This window comes from Nonomuraea sp. SBT364, assembly GCF_001083785.1.
Taxonomy (GTDB): domain Bacteria; phylum Actinomycetota; class Actinomycetes; order Streptosporangiales; family Streptosporangiaceae; genus Nonomuraea.
In genome coordinates, this window is the sequence record NZ_LAVL01000043.1 from 13,024 (window position 1) to 28,187 (window position 15,164).

General features: G+C 73.1%; 10 protein-coding genes. 6 read left to right on the forward strand and 4 right to left on the reverse strand.

Annotated elements, in window-relative coordinates; translation table 11 throughout:
* Nucleotides 1-170 precede the first annotated feature (170 nt).
* Complete coding sequence (locus ADY59_RS20550; protein ID WP_197093754.1) at nucleotides 171-2,960, forward strand: AfsR/SARP family transcriptional regulator; 2,790 nt, start codon at nucleotides 171-173, stop codon at nucleotides 2,958-2,960.
* 13 nt (nucleotides 2,961-2,973) lie between these two features.
* Here the strand turns inward: ADY59_RS20550 and ADY59_RS20555 are convergent, their stop codons facing one another.
* Nucleotides 2,974-3,924 (reverse strand): hypothetical protein, encoded by a 951-nt coding sequence (locus ADY59_RS20555; protein ID WP_049564479.1) that lies wholly within the window; start codon nucleotides 3,922-3,924, stop codon nucleotides 2,974-2,976.
* 176 nt (nucleotides 3,925-4,100) lie between these two features.
* Here ADY59_RS20555 and rph point away from each other — a divergent pair, with 176 nt between their 5' ends.
* A complete protein-coding gene (gene rph / locus ADY59_RS20560; protein WP_231618812.1) occupies nucleotides 4,101-6,698 on the forward strand; it encodes a rifamycin-inactivating phosphotransferase in 2,598 nt (865 codons plus the stop codon).
* Nucleotides 6,699-6,718: 20 nt separating this feature from the next.
* On the opposite strand, the gene ADY59_RS20565 is transcribed toward rph, so the two are convergent.
* Nucleotides 6,719-7,885 (reverse strand): ROK family transcriptional regulator, encoded by a 1,167-nt coding sequence (locus tag ADY59_RS20565; RefSeq protein ID WP_049564481.1) that lies wholly within the window; start codon nucleotides 7,883-7,885, stop codon nucleotides 6,719-6,721.
* A 274-nt stretch (nucleotides 7,886-8,159) separates the two neighbouring features.
* Here ADY59_RS20565 and ADY59_RS20570 point away from each other — a divergent pair, with 274 nt between their 5' ends.
* The 4 genes from ADY59_RS20570 to ADY59_RS20580 all read left to right on the forward strand — a co-directional run bounded on the left by ADY59_RS20570 (nucleotide 8,160) and on the right by ADY59_RS20580 (nucleotide 12,828).
* Nucleotides 8,160-9,821, forward strand: coding sequence for a bifunctional metallophosphatase/5'-nucleotidase (locus ADY59_RS20570; RefSeq protein WP_197093755.1), 1,662 nt, complete (start codon nucleotides 8,160-8,162; stop codon nucleotides 9,819-9,821).
* A 76-nt stretch (nucleotides 9,822-9,897) separates the two neighbouring features.
* Nucleotides 9,898-10,299 carry a hypothetical protein gene (locus tag ADY59_RS50150; RefSeq protein WP_156325619.1) on the forward strand — a complete coding sequence of 134 codons (402 nt, stop codon included), beginning with the start codon at nucleotides 9,898-9,900 and terminating at the stop codon, nucleotides 10,297-10,299.
* 61 nt (nucleotides 10,300-10,360) lie between these two features.
* A complete protein-coding gene (locus ADY59_RS20575; RefSeq protein WP_049564484.1) occupies nucleotides 10,361-11,380 on the forward strand; it encodes an NADPH:quinone reductase in 1,020 nt (339 codons plus the stop codon).
* Between the two features lie 92 nt (nucleotides 11,381-11,472).
* On the forward strand, nucleotides 11,473-12,828 hold the full coding sequence (locus tag ADY59_RS20580) for an FAD-binding oxidoreductase (protein ID WP_049564486.1): 1,356 nt from the start codon (nucleotides 11,473-11,475) through the stop codon (nucleotides 12,826-12,828).
* A 20-nt stretch (nucleotides 12,829-12,848) separates the two neighbouring features.
* Here ADY59_RS20580 and pdxR read toward each other — a convergent pair whose 3' ends face one another.
* Nucleotides 12,849-14,297 (reverse strand): MocR-like pyridoxine biosynthesis transcription factor PdxR, encoded by a 1,449-nt coding sequence (gene pdxR / locus ADY59_RS20585; RefSeq protein WP_049564488.1) that lies wholly within the window; start codon nucleotides 14,295-14,297, stop codon nucleotides 12,849-12,851.
* Nucleotides 14,298-14,303: 6 nt separating this feature from the next.
* On the reverse strand, nucleotides 14,304-15,125 hold the full coding sequence (locus tag ADY59_RS20590) for an oxidoreductase (RefSeq protein ID WP_063780720.1): 822 nt from the start codon (nucleotides 15,123-15,125) through the stop codon (nucleotides 14,304-14,306).
* Nucleotides 15,126-15,164: the final 39 nt, after the last annotated feature.

Consider the following 15,164-nt stretch of genomic DNA (forward strand, 5'->3'; position numbering starts at 1 on the left):
GCAGATTCGGTTACCTCGATGACGACGGCGGGCCCGAGAAGGTGACCGCCGTCCGCTGACGAGTTTCGGCAATGCCTCTGATGCGCCCGCGATGCGTGAGCTATGGGTTGGCGATATGTCGCACCTTGTACGATCTCGGGGTGCCTGTACGTTTCGCGATCCTGGGTCCCGTGGAAGTCTCGGCAGGTGAGCGGCCGTTGCCCGCACTCGCTCCCCGGCACCGCGCGTTCCTCGGCTGCCTGCTGCTCCACGCGGGGCGTGCCCAGAGCGTCGAGCGGCTGATCGGCGCGGTGTGGGGGCCGACGCCGCCGGACACGGCGCGCGCCCAGGTGCACGCCGCGCTGGCGGCGATCCGGCGCGTCCTGCGCGCGGCCGGTGCGGCCGACCAGCTACGGACGAGCGTGGCCGGATACGTGCTCACCACCCGGCCAGGACAGCTCGACCTGGAGGACTTCACCGCCCTCGTGACCACGGCCGAGGACGATCCAGGGCAGAGCGCCCGGCACCTGCGTTCGGCGCTGGCGCTGTGGCGCGGGCCCGCGCTCGCCGACGTGCACGCGGACTACGCGCCGGGCGCACGCGCGAGGCTTGAGGACCGGCGGCTGACCGCCGTGGAACGGCTGGCCGACCTGGAGCTCGCCGCTGGACGGCACGAGGGGCTCATCGACCTGCTCGGCGCGGAACTGGCGGGTCATCCGCTGCGCGAGCGGCTGACCGGGCAGCTCATGCTGGCGCTGAACCGCGCCGGTCGGCAGGCGGACGCGCTGTCCACCGGGCGCGGCTACCGGGCGCGCCTGGTCCGGGAGCAGGGCCTGGATCCGGGTCCCGCGTTCCTGGCCGTCGAGGAATCCGTGCTCCACGGACCCATCGGCCCGGTCGTGCGGGCTTCCGGCGCGACCGCCGGGGAGAGCCGGCGCGGGGAGCCGGCGGCCGTCCGGAAGGCGACGTTCCTGCCCTACGACATCGCGGACTTCGCCGGCCGCACCGCGGAGCTCACACAGCTGATCGACGCCCCCTCCCCCACGGGCGACGCCGTACCGTCGATCACGGCGATCGACGGCATGGCCGGCATCGGCAAGACCGCGCTCGCGGTGCACGCCGCCCACCACCTGGCCGCGCACTACCCCGACGGCCGGCTCTTCGTCGATCTGCACGCCCACACGGCGGGCAGGCAGCGGGTGACCGCCTTCGAAGCGCTGGAGGCCCTGCTGCGCCAGCTCGGCATCCGCGCCGAGGCCATCCCGGCGCAGGCGGAGGAGCGCGCCGCGCTGTGGCGGGCCGAGCTGGCGGGCCGCCGCGTCCTCGTCGTCCTGGACAACGCCGCCGACGCCGCGCACGTACGCCCGCTGCTCCCGGGCCCGTCCGACAGCCTCGTCCTCATCACCAGCCGACGCCGGCTGACCGATCTCGACGGCGTCCGGTCCCTGCCCATGGACGTGCTGCCGGCCGCCGACGCCACCGAACTCTTCACCCGGATCGCCGGTGAACGCGCCGTCCGGGAGCCGGACGCGGTCGCCGAGGTCCTCCTGCTGTGCGGATTCCTGCCGCTCGCCGTACGCATCGCCGGAGCCCGCCTCCGCCACCGGCCCCGCTGGAGCGTCGCCTACCTGGCCCAGCGCCTGCGCGACGAACGGCGCAGGCTGTCGGAGCTGGCGACCGCCGAGCGCGGGGTGGCGGCCGCGTTCGCGCTGTCCTACCGGCAGCTCGACGAAGCCGAGCGCCGCCTGTTCCGCCTGCTCGGTCTCCACCCCGGGCGGGACGTCGACCCGCACGCCGCCGCCGCCCTGGCGGGCACCGCCGTCCCGGAGGCCGAGGAGAGGCTGGAGGCGCTGCTCGACACGCACATGCTCCAGCAGCACGAGCCGGGCCGCTACCGCTTCCACGACCTGCTGCGGCAGTACGCCCACGACACCGCCGCCGAGGAACCGCCGCCGGAGCGGCACGCCGCCCTGACCAGGCTGCTGGACCACCACCTGAGCGCCGCCTCCGCCGCCATGGACCTGCTCTATCCCGACAGCGCGCACCGGCGGCCGAGGACCGGCCCGCCGACGATGCGCTTCGGCGGCGTCGCCGACGCGCGCGCCTGGCTGGAGGCCGAGCGCGGCAATCTCGTACGATCCGCCGCGCACGCCTGCGACACCGGCCGGCCGGCCCACACCGGCCTGCTGGCCACGACCCTCTACCGCTACCTGTACGACCACGCGCTGCACGACGACGCCCTCACGCTGTACGGCAAGGCGCTGGCGGCGGCCCGGCAGCTCGGGGACCCGGCGGGTGAGGGCCGGGCGCTGACCGACCTGGGCTGGGTGCGCCACACGCAGGGGGATCACCGGCTCGCGGCGGAGCATTTCGAGCAGGCCCTGACCGTGTGCCGTAGCGCCGGCGACCGCAGGGGCCAAGCGCGTGCCCTGACCGGCCTGGGTGACGTGCGGGCCCGCACCGGCGACCACGGGGCCGCGCTGGCCGCGCTGGGCCGGTCGCTGGAGTTGTTCCGCGAGCTCGGCGACCGCTTCGGCGAGGCGGTGACCACCGACTACCTCGGCGTCGCGCACGAGCGGCAGGGCCGGTTCGCCGAGGCGGCCGGACTCCACCGCGAGGCGCTGGAGCTCTTCCGGGGCATCGGCAGCCGGGGCGGCGAAGCCGACGCCCTGCACCACCTCGGCGTCGCCCGCCTCCGGCAGGGCCGGCCGGCACAGGCGGACGGACATCACCGCGACGCGCTGGAGCTGTACCGCCGCTTCGGCTACCGGCGCGGCGAGGCCAAGGCGCTCAACGGCGTCGCGGCGGCCGCGCTGGCGCTCGGCGAGCCCGGCCGGGCGCGGACCCTGTACCGTGCCGCACTCGACGTGGCCGTCGAGGTGGGCGACCTCGCGGAGCAGTCCCGCGCCCGCACGGGCCTCGGCCTGCTGGACCGCGAGGGCGGGCACGACCGCGCCGCCCCCGTGAGAGCGAGCTCCTGACACACCGCCCGGCTCATGTCGCCGAGGTCAGCTCCGGGGGCCCCGCGACCAAGGCGGCACGCAGCCGGTCGTACGTCGGCGCCAGCCGGCGCAGGCCCGCCGCGAGCGCCGGGTCGTCGCCCGACACGAGCGGGCCTTGCAGCCCACCGACGATGCGGGCCTGTTCCACGGCGACGGCCTCGGCCGCATCAAAGCCGAGGGACGACAGGCAGGCCGCCAGGTCGTTGAGCCGGCGCGCGCCGACCCGCACCGCGAACGCCTGCCACACCGTCCTGACCTCGGGGTCCAGCCCTTCCTCCACCAGCCGGGCCGTGCGCTCGGCGGCCTCGGCCTGCCCGAGCGTGCCGGGAGCGACCGCCACGTCCGGCCGGCCGGCCAGCCAGAGCCGCCCGGCGGGCAGGGAGCGCCGCAACGCGTCCGCCGCGCTGACCCGCTCCCGCCGGATGAACCCGTGGCGCATCCGATACGGCCGCTCCAGATAGGAGATCAGCTCCCCGCGCCACGCCTCGGCGAAGGCGCCGGCCGGCAGCGTGGCGTACGGATAGCCCTGCGGGTCGTGCACGAGCACGGTGTCGTCGCCCACCTCCAGCACCACCACGTAGTGGTCGGCGCCGACCGCCTTGCCCGACCCCGGCTGGTAGGACAGCAGACCGAGTTCGAGCGGCCCGGCCAGCACCGGGCCGTCCTGGCAGGCGCGGCGCAGCCGGTCGAGCGCCGCCGGGGCCGATCCGCCGTCGAGGCGCTCGCACTCCCAGCCGAGCAGGCCGATCGCGGCGTCGAGCCCGAGCTCGGGGTCCCAGCCGAACGGGTCGAACAGCGGAAGCTTCCCGCCGATCAGCTGCATCCCGTACGGGGAGCCCGTCAGGACCTCGATCACGGCGGGAGGCGGCGCCTCAGCACCGAGGATCATCGCGAGAGAGTTGGCGTAGCAGTAGGGCCCGGAGCCGACATAGGTGACAGACATGCTCCCGCACGATGCCCCCTGACGCGGTGTCAGGGTCAAGCCGTGCCCAGCGGCTGACATCTCCCGCCACTTTCACCTTATAGCAGATCAGGGCGCCTCATGAGAAGTCGAAAAGTGCTCCATACTGCCCGTTGCGAACCGACCGGACGAACGATGGGGCAACGGCCTTGCGCTACGTGATGGGTTTCGAGCACATCGACTCGACGAATGCCGCGGACGTCGGCGGAAAGGGGGTGCACCTCGGCGAGCTCTCCCGCATCGACGGCATCCGCGTGCCGGACGGCTTCTGCGTGACGACGGACGCCTTCCAGCGGGTCGTGGCCGGGATGCCGTCGATCGACGCCCAGCTCGACCTGCTGGCGCGCGTCGAACCGGACGACCACGCGGCGATCCGTACGCTGAGCGCCGACATCCGCCGCGTCATCGAAGGCGTCGCGATCCCCGACGACCTCGTGGCGGCGATCGGCGCGTCGCTCGACCGGCTCGGGGAGCGGGTCTCCTGCGCGGTGCGTTCCAGCGCGACGGCCGAGGACCTGCCGACCGCGTCCTTCGCCGGCCAGCAGGACTCCTACCTGAACATCACAGGCCTGGCGGAGATCCTCCGGCACGTCAGAAGGTGCTGGGCGTCGCTGTTCACCGAGCGGGCGGTGACCTACCGGCGCCGTAACGGCTTCGACGACCGGAAGGTGCGGATGGCCGTGGTCGTCCAGCGGATGGTGTTCCCGGACGCCGCCGGGATCCTGTTCACCGCGGACCCGGTGACCTCGAACCGGAAGATCGCCACGGTGGAAGCCGGGTGGGGGCTCGGCGAGGCGCTCGTCTCCGGTCTGGTCGCCGGTGACGTCTACACGGTGCGCGACGATCGGGTCGTCAGCGCGGCGGTGGCCGACAAGCCGAGGTCCGTCCGGGCGACGCCGGGAGGCGGCACCCGGGACGAGCCGGTCGAGGCGCGGCTGCGGACGCAGCCGGCTCTGACGGACGAGCAGGTCGTCGGCCTGGTGCGGCTGGGCCGCCGGATCGAGGCGTACTACGGCCGCCCCCAGGACATCGAATGGTGCCTGGCCGGCGGCGACTTCCACATCGTCCAGAGCCGGCCGATCACCACCCTGTTCCCCGTCCCCGAGACCGGCGACGAGGAGAACCACCTCTACGTCTCCGTCGGTCACCAGCAGATGATGACCGACGCGATGAAGCCGCTGGGGCTCTCCGTGTGGCGGCTGACGACCCTGCGGCCGATGTACGAGGCGGGCGGACGGTTGTTCGTGGACGTGGCCCCGGACCTGGCGACGCCCGCGGGCCGCGCACGCCTCCTCGGGACCCTGGGGAAGGACGACCCGCTGATCCGGGACGCGCTCCAGAGCGTCCTCGACCGCGGCGACTTCATCCGCTCGCTCCCGGACGAGGATTCCGGCAGCGCACCCGCCGGCGGCCCGCCCGCCCTGATCGAACCCGATCCGGCCCTGGTCACCGAGCTGATCCGGCAGAATCAGGAGTCCGTCGCCACGCTGCGGCGCGAGATCGAGCACCTGTCCGGGCCGGCGCTGTTCGACTTCGTCCTGGCCGACCTCGCCGAGCTGAAGCGCATCCTGTTCTATCCGCGGGGCATCCAGGCGATCATGACGGGGATGGCGGCGACCTCCTGGCTCAACGAGAACCTGGAGGCTTGGCTGGGCGAGAAGAACGCGGCCGACGCGCTCACGCAGTCCGTCCCCGGCAACGTCACGTCGGAGATGGGGCTGGCGCTCCTCGACGTCGCGGACACCATCCGGCCCCACGCAGGCGTCGTGACGTTCCTGCAGCGCGTCGTGGACGAAGGCCGGGAGGGCGACGGCTTCCTGGACGAGCTGGCCGGGCTGACCGGGGGGCCGGAAGCGCGTGACGCCATCCGTGGCTACCTCGACACGTACGGCATGCGCTGCCCGGGCGAGATCGACATCACCAGGACGCGCTGGAGCGAGAATCCCGCCGTGCTCGTGCCCACCCTCCTCGGCAACATCAGGAACTTCGAGCCGGGCGCCGGCAAGCGGCACTTCGAGCAGGGACTCCAGGCGTCGCAGCGGAAGGAGGAGGACCTGCTGACGCGCCTGCGCGCGCTGCCCGGCGGCGAGGAGAAGGCCGAGGAGACCAAGCGGATGATCGACCGCGTCCGCACGTTCGCCGGATACCGGGAGTATCCCAAGTACGGCATGATCAACCGCTACTTCGCCTACAAGCAGGCGCTGCTGCGCGAGGCCGATCGCCTCGTCCGGTCGGGCGTCCTGCGCGAGCGGGACGACATCTTCTTCCTCCAGTTCCAGGAGCTGCGGGAGGTCGCGCGCACCGGAGCCGTGGACGCCGGGCTCATCCGGGAGAGGCGGGAGGCGTTCCGGTCGTACGAGGCGCTCACCCCGCCCCGGATCCTCACCTCCGAGGGCGAGGCCCTCAATGGCCGGTACCGGCGTGACGACGCCCCGCCCGGCGCGCTGACCGGCCTCCCGGTCTCGGCCGGGACCGTCGAGGGCCGGGCGCGGGTCGTCACGGACATGGCGCGGGCCGACCTGGTGGCGGGCGACATCCTGGTCACCGCCTACACCGACCCCAGCTGGACCCCGCTGTTCGTCACCGTCGCCGGTCTGGTGACGGAGGTGGGCGGCCTGATGACCCACGGCGCGGTGATCGCCCGTGAGTACGGCCTGCCGGCCGTCGTGGGTGTGGCGCAGGCCACCCGATTGATCCGTGACGGGCAGCGGATCCGCGTCCACGGGACCGACGGCTACATCGAGCTCCTCGACTGAACCCCCTGATATTCGGTGAGCTACACCATTATGGGCCGGGCGGGCAGCGGGCCGCTCTCGGGGTCGAACAGCAGCTCGGACAGGTGCTCCACGCCGTGACAGACGGCCCCGACGGCCACGCACTCGTCGCCGAGCACGGAGGCCCGTAGTTCGGGAGTGCGCAGGCACATCGTCGCGAGCTCGCCTCTCAGCGGCTCCATCAGCACGTCGGCCGACCGGGAGAAGCCCCCGCCGAGCACCACCAGGTCGGGGTCGACGGTGAGGGCCATCGCGGCGGTGGCCAGCGCGAGCACCTTGACGTAGCGCAGCACGGCGCCCAGGGCATCGGGGTCGCGGCGCCTGGCGGCCTCGAACACCGCTCCCGCGACCGCGTCGGGCGGGGTGCCCGGTGCCACGGCGGGGACGGACCCCAGGAGCTCACCCGCGTGACCGAACCTGAACAGCGGATGCGCGCCGATCTCCGCCGCCGCTCCGCCGCCGCCGCGCAGCGGGACCCCGTCGAGGACGATGGCGGCCCCGGCCCGCCGGCCGACGTGCAGGAAGATCAGGTTCCGGGTGTCGCGGGCGACGCCCCTGCGGCACTCGGCGAGCGCGGCGAGCCTGCTGTCGTTCTCCACGAGGACCGCGCACCGCAGTCGCGCGCCGAGATGGCCGGCCAGCGGCACGCCCGCCCAGTCCTGGATGGCCCGTGAGAGCACGACGCGTCCTTGCAGGTCGACGTAGCCCGTGCTGCCCGCGACCGCGATCCAGACGTCCGAGGCGGGGGTGTTCGAGCCGGTCAGGCAGGCGTCGACGACCCGGTCCACGGCGGCCAGCCGCTCGGCGCGGGAGTGCCCGGGGGTGACCTGCTCGCGCGTGGTGTGCAGGACGTCGCCGTCGAGGTCGGCCACGACCGCGAGCACCTTGTGCGCCCCGATGTCGAGCCCGAGCACCCGGCCCGCTTCCGCGCGGAACCGGTAGCGGCGCGCGGGCCTGCCCTTCTCGCCGCCGCTGGGGTCGAGCTGGGTCACCCAGCCCAGCTCCATCAGGTCCTTGACCACCACCTTGATGGTGGCTCTGGCCAGGTCGGCGCGCTCGGCGAGCTGGGTCAGCGTCAGCGGCCCCCCGGCGCGCAGGGCGGAGAGCGCGGCGAGCGCGTTGAGACGGCGGAGCCGCTGAAGGTCGCCGCCGATCACGGGGAGCGTCACTGTTCACCCTTCTTGACGAATCTTAATGGTGAACTCCATCATAAATGCTCATCGAGGTGATCACCACCCTGTGATCGTTCTTGTCCCGGCCATGCGGCGGCAGCCGATCTCCGGGATGGCGTTCACCGGCTCGTCGGGCTGACCAGCAAGTCTTTCCTCCCGCTATGTCCCCTATCGAGGAGTATGCGTGCATTCCGTTCGCAAGTGGATCGTTGTCGCCTTAGGCGTCACTCTGGCCTCGGCAGCCTCACCTGCACAGGCCGAGCCGAAGCCCGTGGACGTACAACTGCTGTCCCTCACCGACTTCCACGGCTACATCACCCCGCAGAACAACGCCGCCGACGGCACGATCAAGGATGCGCAGGGGAACACCCTGGTGGTGGGCGGCGCGCCGTACGTCGCGACGCATCTCGGCAAGCTCAGGGAAGGGCACCGGAACACGGTCACCTTCTCCAACGGCGACAACTTCAGCGGCTGGCCCACCGAGGTCTCCTACCACGCCGACGAGCCCACGATCGAGTTCCTGAACAAGATCGGGGTGGAGTTCACCTCGGTCGGGAACCACGAGCTGGACCGGTCCCTGGAGTTCCTGCGCGACCACATGGGCAAGGGCGAGTGCTTCGGCGAGATCGGGGTCGACAGCTGCTTCACCGACTCCGACGGGCGGCAGTTCCACGGCGCCGACTTCGCCTTCTCCACGGCCAACATCACCGAGAAGGGCGACACCCGCCCGGTGCTGCAGCCGTACGTGATCAAGCGCTTCCAGGGGATGCCCGTCGGGTTCATCAACCTGACGACGCCCACCACCGTGGACGGGTCCACCTCCTACCAGCCGTCGCTGGACAACCTGCCGCTGGTGGAGACCGCCGGCAAGTACGCCGCCATCCTGAAGCGGCGCGGCGTCGAGGCCATCGTCGCCAACGTGCACGAGGGCGGCTCGGCCGGCGCCGACTACAACGGCTGCGCCGACCCGATGAACGGGCCGATCTGGGACTTCGCCAGGAACGCCTCCCCCGACATCGACGTCATCGTCACCGGCCACTGGCACGCGTACTTCTCCTGCACGGTCCCCGACCCCGCCGGCGACCCCCGCCCGGTCGTCGAGGCCGCCAACCACGGCCGCCTCATCAACGAGATCAACCTGAAGATCGACCGCCGCACCCGCGACGTCATCAGGTCCGCGACCACCGCGGTCAACCACCCCGTGACCCGCGACGTCACCCCCGACCCCGGCATGGTCAAGCTCGTCGACCACTGGAACGCCAAGCAGAAGGAGACCTACGCCAAGCCGTACGGGACCATCACCGGCGACATCACCAGGACCCGCGACGCGACGGGGCAGAGCACGCTCGGCAACACCGTGGCGGACGTGGCGTACTTCGACTCGCAGCAGACCGAGGGCGGCAAGGCCGACCTCGCCATGGTGGCCGTGGCGCCGGCCAAGGGCTCCAACTCGCTCCGCGGCGACCTCAGGTTCGCCAAGGGGACGAACCCCGCCGACAGTGACGGCCAGGTGCTCATGGGCGAGTCGTGGGCGGCGTGGGGTTACGCCAACCCGGTGCTCACGGTCTCGGTCCGGGGCTCGCAGCTGGAGCAGGCCCTGGAGCAGCAGTGGCAGGCGCAGGCCGACGGCAGCGTGAAGTTCGCGCCGCTGGCCGTGTCCGGGAACGTGCGCTTCTCCTACGCCCCGGACGGGCCCGTGGGGGATCGGATCAACCCCGCCGACGTGATCGTCAACGGGCAGCCGCTCGACACCGGTAAGACCTACCGGCTCGCCGCGCTGGCCTACACGCTGCTCGGCGCCGACGGATACTCCGCCTTCGCCGGGTACACCGACGCGGTGCGCGGCAGCCGCGACTACGACGCCATGCGGGCCTACCTGCGGCAGGGGCCGCTGACCCCGCCCGCCCTGGATCGGGCGGTGCCGCTGACGTAGGGATCTCCACCATCGCATCCGGGCTCGCCCCCCGCACAGGGGGCGGGCCCGGAGTGCGGAGGGGCGACGGGGTGGTGTGGGATGGTTCCGGCGGTTCGGTGCGCAGCGGTCGGCGGAGGCTACGCGGACCTGGAGCCGGGCCGGGAAGATCCTGGCGATCGGGCTGCTGGATGGCGCTGACCTGCTGTCCGAGGACGGCTGGGAGATCGGCGAACCGTGGACCCTCCTGCGGCGTGACCTCACCGCGCCTGTGCCGGACCCCGGCGTACACGTCGAGGAGATCGGGCCGGAACGGGCGCACGAGTGGACCGCGGTCCTGCCGGCGTCGTTCGACGGGCCGACGTTCACCCGCGAGCGCTCCGGGAGCTGGGTTCGTCCAGCGTGGTCGTGTGCTGCGGGAGCTCCAACACCGCCGCCGCCACCTACCGGTCGGCCGGCCTCGAAGCGCTGGCCGAGAGACGCGATCTGCACCGCTTGATGTGATCGCGCCCAGGGTGTCGTCCTGGTGAGGCAGGTGCTCCTGGGAGAGAGTTATCGGTATGAAGGCCATCATCTACCGCGACAACGGCGGCCCCGACGTTCTGCAGCTCGTCGACCGTGACGTGCCAGCCCCCGGCCCCGGCGAGGTCCGCGTCCGGGTCGCCGCGTCCGGGGTCAACCCGACCGACTGGAAGACCCGCTCCGGCGCCACCAACCCCATGAGTTTCCCGGAGGTCACCCCGCACCTGGACGGCGCCGGGGTGATCGACGACGTCGGTGAGGGGGTCGACCGGAGCCGGGTCGGCCAGCGGGTCTGGCTGTTCATGGCCACCGCCGGGCGGCCCACCGGCACCGCCGCCGAGTTCACCGTCGTGCCCGCCGGGCAGGCCGTGCCGTTGCCGGACGAGGCCGGTTTCGACGTCGGCGCCTCACTCGGCGTCCCCGCCCTCACCGCGCACCGCGCGCTCACCGTCGCCGAGGACGGGCCGCGGCGTCTGCGGCCCGGCGCGCTCGACGGCAAGGTGGTGCTCGCCGCGGGCGGCGCCGGGGCCGTCGGGCACGCGGTGATCCAGCTCGCCCGCTGGGCCGGCGCCACCGTGATCAGCACGATCAGCAGCCCGGAGAAGGCCCGGCTGGCCACCGCCGCCGGAGCCCACCACGTGGTCAACTATCGCGAGGGCGATCCGGCGGCCGAGATCCGCAAGCTCGCCCCGGACGGCGTCGACATCGTCGCCGAGGTGGCGCTCGGCGCCAACCTCGCCCTGGACATGGCCGTGCTGCGGACCCGCGGCACGATCTCGACCTACGCCAACGACGGCGGCAGGCCGGTCGAGCTGGACGTGATGCAGAACATGCGGCTGAACACCCGCTTCCAGTTCCTGGTGCTCTACACGGTCGGTCCCGAGGCGCTCACCTCGGCCGCCGAGGACGTCGCCGCCGCGGTCCGCGACGGCGCCCTGCCGGTCGGCGAGGAGCACGGCCTGCCGCTGGTCCGCTTCCCGCTCGACCGCACCGCCGACGCGCACCTGGCCGTGGAGAACGGCGCGGTCGGCAAGGTCCTGGTGGACGTCACGCCGTGACGCCCGGGCCGCCGCCGGCCCGAAATTGGTCCTGAAACCGCCTACAGGATCGGACCCTGGCAAGGGTACCGATTCCTGTCAGGCTCAGTGGTATGACAACGACAGCGACCCGCTTCGACGGCCGGCTCCTCACACCTGGCAACGCCGGCTACGACACCGCCCGCACCGTCTGGAACGCCATGGTCGACCGGCGTCCACGCATGATCGTCCGCGCGGCGGGCGTCGCCGACGTGGTGGCCGCCGTGCGGCTGGCCCGGGAACTGAACCTGGAGATCGGCGTCCGCTGCGGCGGCCACAACGTCGCCGGATTCGCCGTCCCCGACGACGGTCTCATGATCGACCTGACGCCCATGGGCGGCGTGCGGATCGACCCGGTCCGCCGCCGGGCCCGGGTGCAGGGCGGCGCGCTGCTCGGCGCGCTGGACCGGGCGGCCCAGGCGTACGGCCTGGCCACCACCGCCGGCAACGTCTCGCACACCGGCGTCGGCGGGCTCACGCTCGGCGGCGGCATGGGCTGGCTGGCCCGCCAGTACGGCCTGGCCTGCGACAACGTCGTCTCGTACACGATGGTCACCGCCGAGGGGGACGTGGTGACCGCGAGCCGCACCGAGAACCCCGACCTGTTCTGGGGCCTGCGCGGCGGCGGCGGCAACTTCGGCGTCGTCACCGAGTTCGAGTTCCAGTTGCATCACGTCGGCACGCGGACGCTGGTCGCCGAGTTCGACTTCCGCGCCGAGGACGCCGTGCCGGTCATCGAGGGCTGGCGCGACCTGAACGCCGTCGCGCCCCGGCAGGCGACGTTCACCGCCGGCGTCGGCAGCGGACCCGCCGGCCCGATCGCCACGCTGGGGTTCGTGTGGGTCGGCGACCCGGACGAGGGCCGCCGCCTGCTGCCCGCGATGCGGGCGCTCGGGCGTCCCGTCGCGTCGCGCGTCACCACGCCGTCGTACCTCGCGCTGCAGCGGCGCGACGACTCCACCGGCGGCCACACCTACCGCCGCTATTCCAAGGGGCACTACCTGCGGCGATTCCCCACCGCGGCGATCGAGGCGTTCCTGCTGCGCGGCGCCGCCGACCTGGGCGCGAGCCCGTACCTGCCGGGCGCCGGCCTGCAGGCGCACGGCGGCGCGATCGCCGAGGTCCCGGACGCGGACGCGGCGTTCAGCCACCGCGGCACCATGTTCGAGTTCGGCGCCGGCTCCCGCTGGACCGACCCGGCCGAGGACGACGCCAGGATGGACGCCGCCCGCGCCGCCGGCGCGGCGCTCGAACCGTACGCGAGCGGGGTGTACGTCAACTCGCTGACGGCCGACGACCTGGCCGATGGGCGGCATGGCGTACGTCGCGCGTACTCGGCGGCGAAGCTGGCCCGGCTGACCGAGGTGAAGACGGCGTACGACCCGGCCAACGTGTTCCACCTGAACCAGAACATCCGCCCGGCGGCCTGATGCGCGCCGCCCGCGCGGGATCAGGACCCCCGTACCTCCCGGACGGCCCGCGCCAGCAGTGCGATCCCCTCGGCGATGGCGGCCTCGCCGAGGATGGCGTAGCCGAAGATGAGGCCGCCCGGTCCGGTGCCGGCGATCCGGTACGGGCCGACGCCGTGGATGCCGAGGCCGTGCCGGGCGGCGGCCGTCACCACCGCCGTCTCGTCGAGGCCGGGCGGCAGCCAGGCGACCACGTGCTGCCCGGCGGCGATTCCGGCCGGCCGCAGATCGGGCAGGTGAGTGCGCAGGGCGTCCAGCAGCGCGTCACGGCGACGCCGGTACACCGGGCGCATCCGGCGCAGGTGGCGGTCGAACTCGCCGCGCGCGAGGAAGTCGGCGAACGTCAGCTGGTCGATGACCGGCGAGCCCCGGTCCGCGAGCACCTTCGCCGCCGCGACGTCGGCGACCAGATGGGGAGGCGCCACCAGCCAGCCGAGCCGCAGCCCCGGCGCGAGCGTCTTGCTGGCCGTGCCGCAGTAGACGACGTGATCGGGAGCCAGGCCCTGCATGGCGCCCACCGGCGACCGGTCGTAGCGGTACTCGGCGTCGTAGTCGTCCTCGATCACGATCGCGCCGCGGCGCTCGGCCCAGCGGATCACCTCGGCCCTCGCCGCGGCCGACAGCACTCCCCCGGTGGGCCACTGGTGCGACGGCGTGAGCACGACCGCGTCGGCGTCGGCCCGGTGGAGCGCGTCGACCCGGACGCCGTCCGGCCCCACCGGGATGCCGACCACGTCCAGACCGGCGGCGGCGGCCAGCACCCGGGCGTCGTCGTTGGACGACGGGTCCTCCAGGGCGATCCGCCTGGCGCCGCGCTGGACGAGCACCTGGATCAGCAGCGCGATGCCCTGCCCGTAGCCGCCGCAGATGACCATGTCGCCCGGGACGGCCGACGTGCCGCGCACCCGGTTGAGGTAGTCGCACAGCGCCTCGTGCAGTTCCGGCACGCCGCGCCCGTCGAGGTAGGCGAACCGGTCGTTGGGCGTGGTGGTGAGCACCGTGCGGACCGAGCGGAGCCAGGCGGCCCGGGGGAACTGCGACACGTCGGTGCGCCCGTACCCGAAGTCGACCTTGAAGACCCCGCGCGCGGGTGGTCGCGCCCCCGGAGCCGTGGCGCCCGCCTCGGCGGCGGCCGGCATCGACGCGGCGACCTGGGTGTAGCCGCCCGACCGGCTGGCGAGGTAGCCCTCGGCGGTGAGCTGCTGGTAGGCCTCCACGACCACCCCGCGGGAGACCCCGAGGCCGGCGGCGAGGGCGCGGGTGGGCGGCAGCGACGCGCCCGCCCGCAGCCGGCCGGCCCGGATGCTCGCGCGGATGGACGCCTCGATCTGCCTGTGCAGCGGCACCCCGGCGTCGCGGTCCAGCTCGATGAGCAGGTCCTCGGCCGGCCCCGAATTGGTCCTCGATCCGCCGCCGCTTCCAGCGCTCATGGTGACCTACTTGGTGGCGTTCAGCGCGAGCTTGTCCCACTCGCGATCGGGCAGGGTCCGGTTGAGCTCCAGCAGTTTGTCGGCCAGGTAGCCGACGGCGTACCGGGTGCGAGGTTTGCCGGCCTCGACGGCCTCGCGGATGACCTCGGCCACGACGCCGGGGTCCGACGCGGGGCCCTCCTCGCCGAGTTGCGTCTCGCTCTTGCGGGCCATGGCTTCGGCCATCGCGCCGTAAGCGGTGCCGCCGGAGATCTCCCGCAGGTCGCGCCCGGTGTGGTCCTCGAACTCGGTCCTGATGATACCGGGCTGGATGATCACCACGTCGATGCCGAACGGCTCGACCTCCAGGCGCAGCGTGTCGGAGTAGGCCTCCAGCGCGTGCTTGGTCGCGTAGTACCAGCAGCCGAGCGGCAGCGTGATCTCGCCGCCGATGGACGAGACGTTGACGATCGTGCCCGCCGCCTTCTCGCGCATGTACGGCAGGGCCAGCTGGATCAGCCTGGCCGGGGCGAAGACGTTCACCTCGAACTGGTCGCGGGCCAGGTCCAGGGGGACGTCCTCGGCGGCGCCGTGCAGCACGGTGCCCGCGTTGTTGATCAGGACGTCGATCCGGCCCTGCTCGGCCACGACGGTGTCGACGACACGCTCCAGGTCCTGTGGCTCGCGCAGGTCGAGCGGGAGGGCGTGCCCACCGGCCTCGCGGATCGGCGCCATGTGCCCGGTCCGGCGGGCCGCTCCGTACACGATATGGCCGGCGCGCAGCAGCTCCAGCGCGGTGGCCTTGCCGATCCCGGACGACGCCCCGGTGACGAGGACGACCTTCATCATCAAACCTCCACGTCGGTGCCCGGCGGGGGGAGCCTCGCC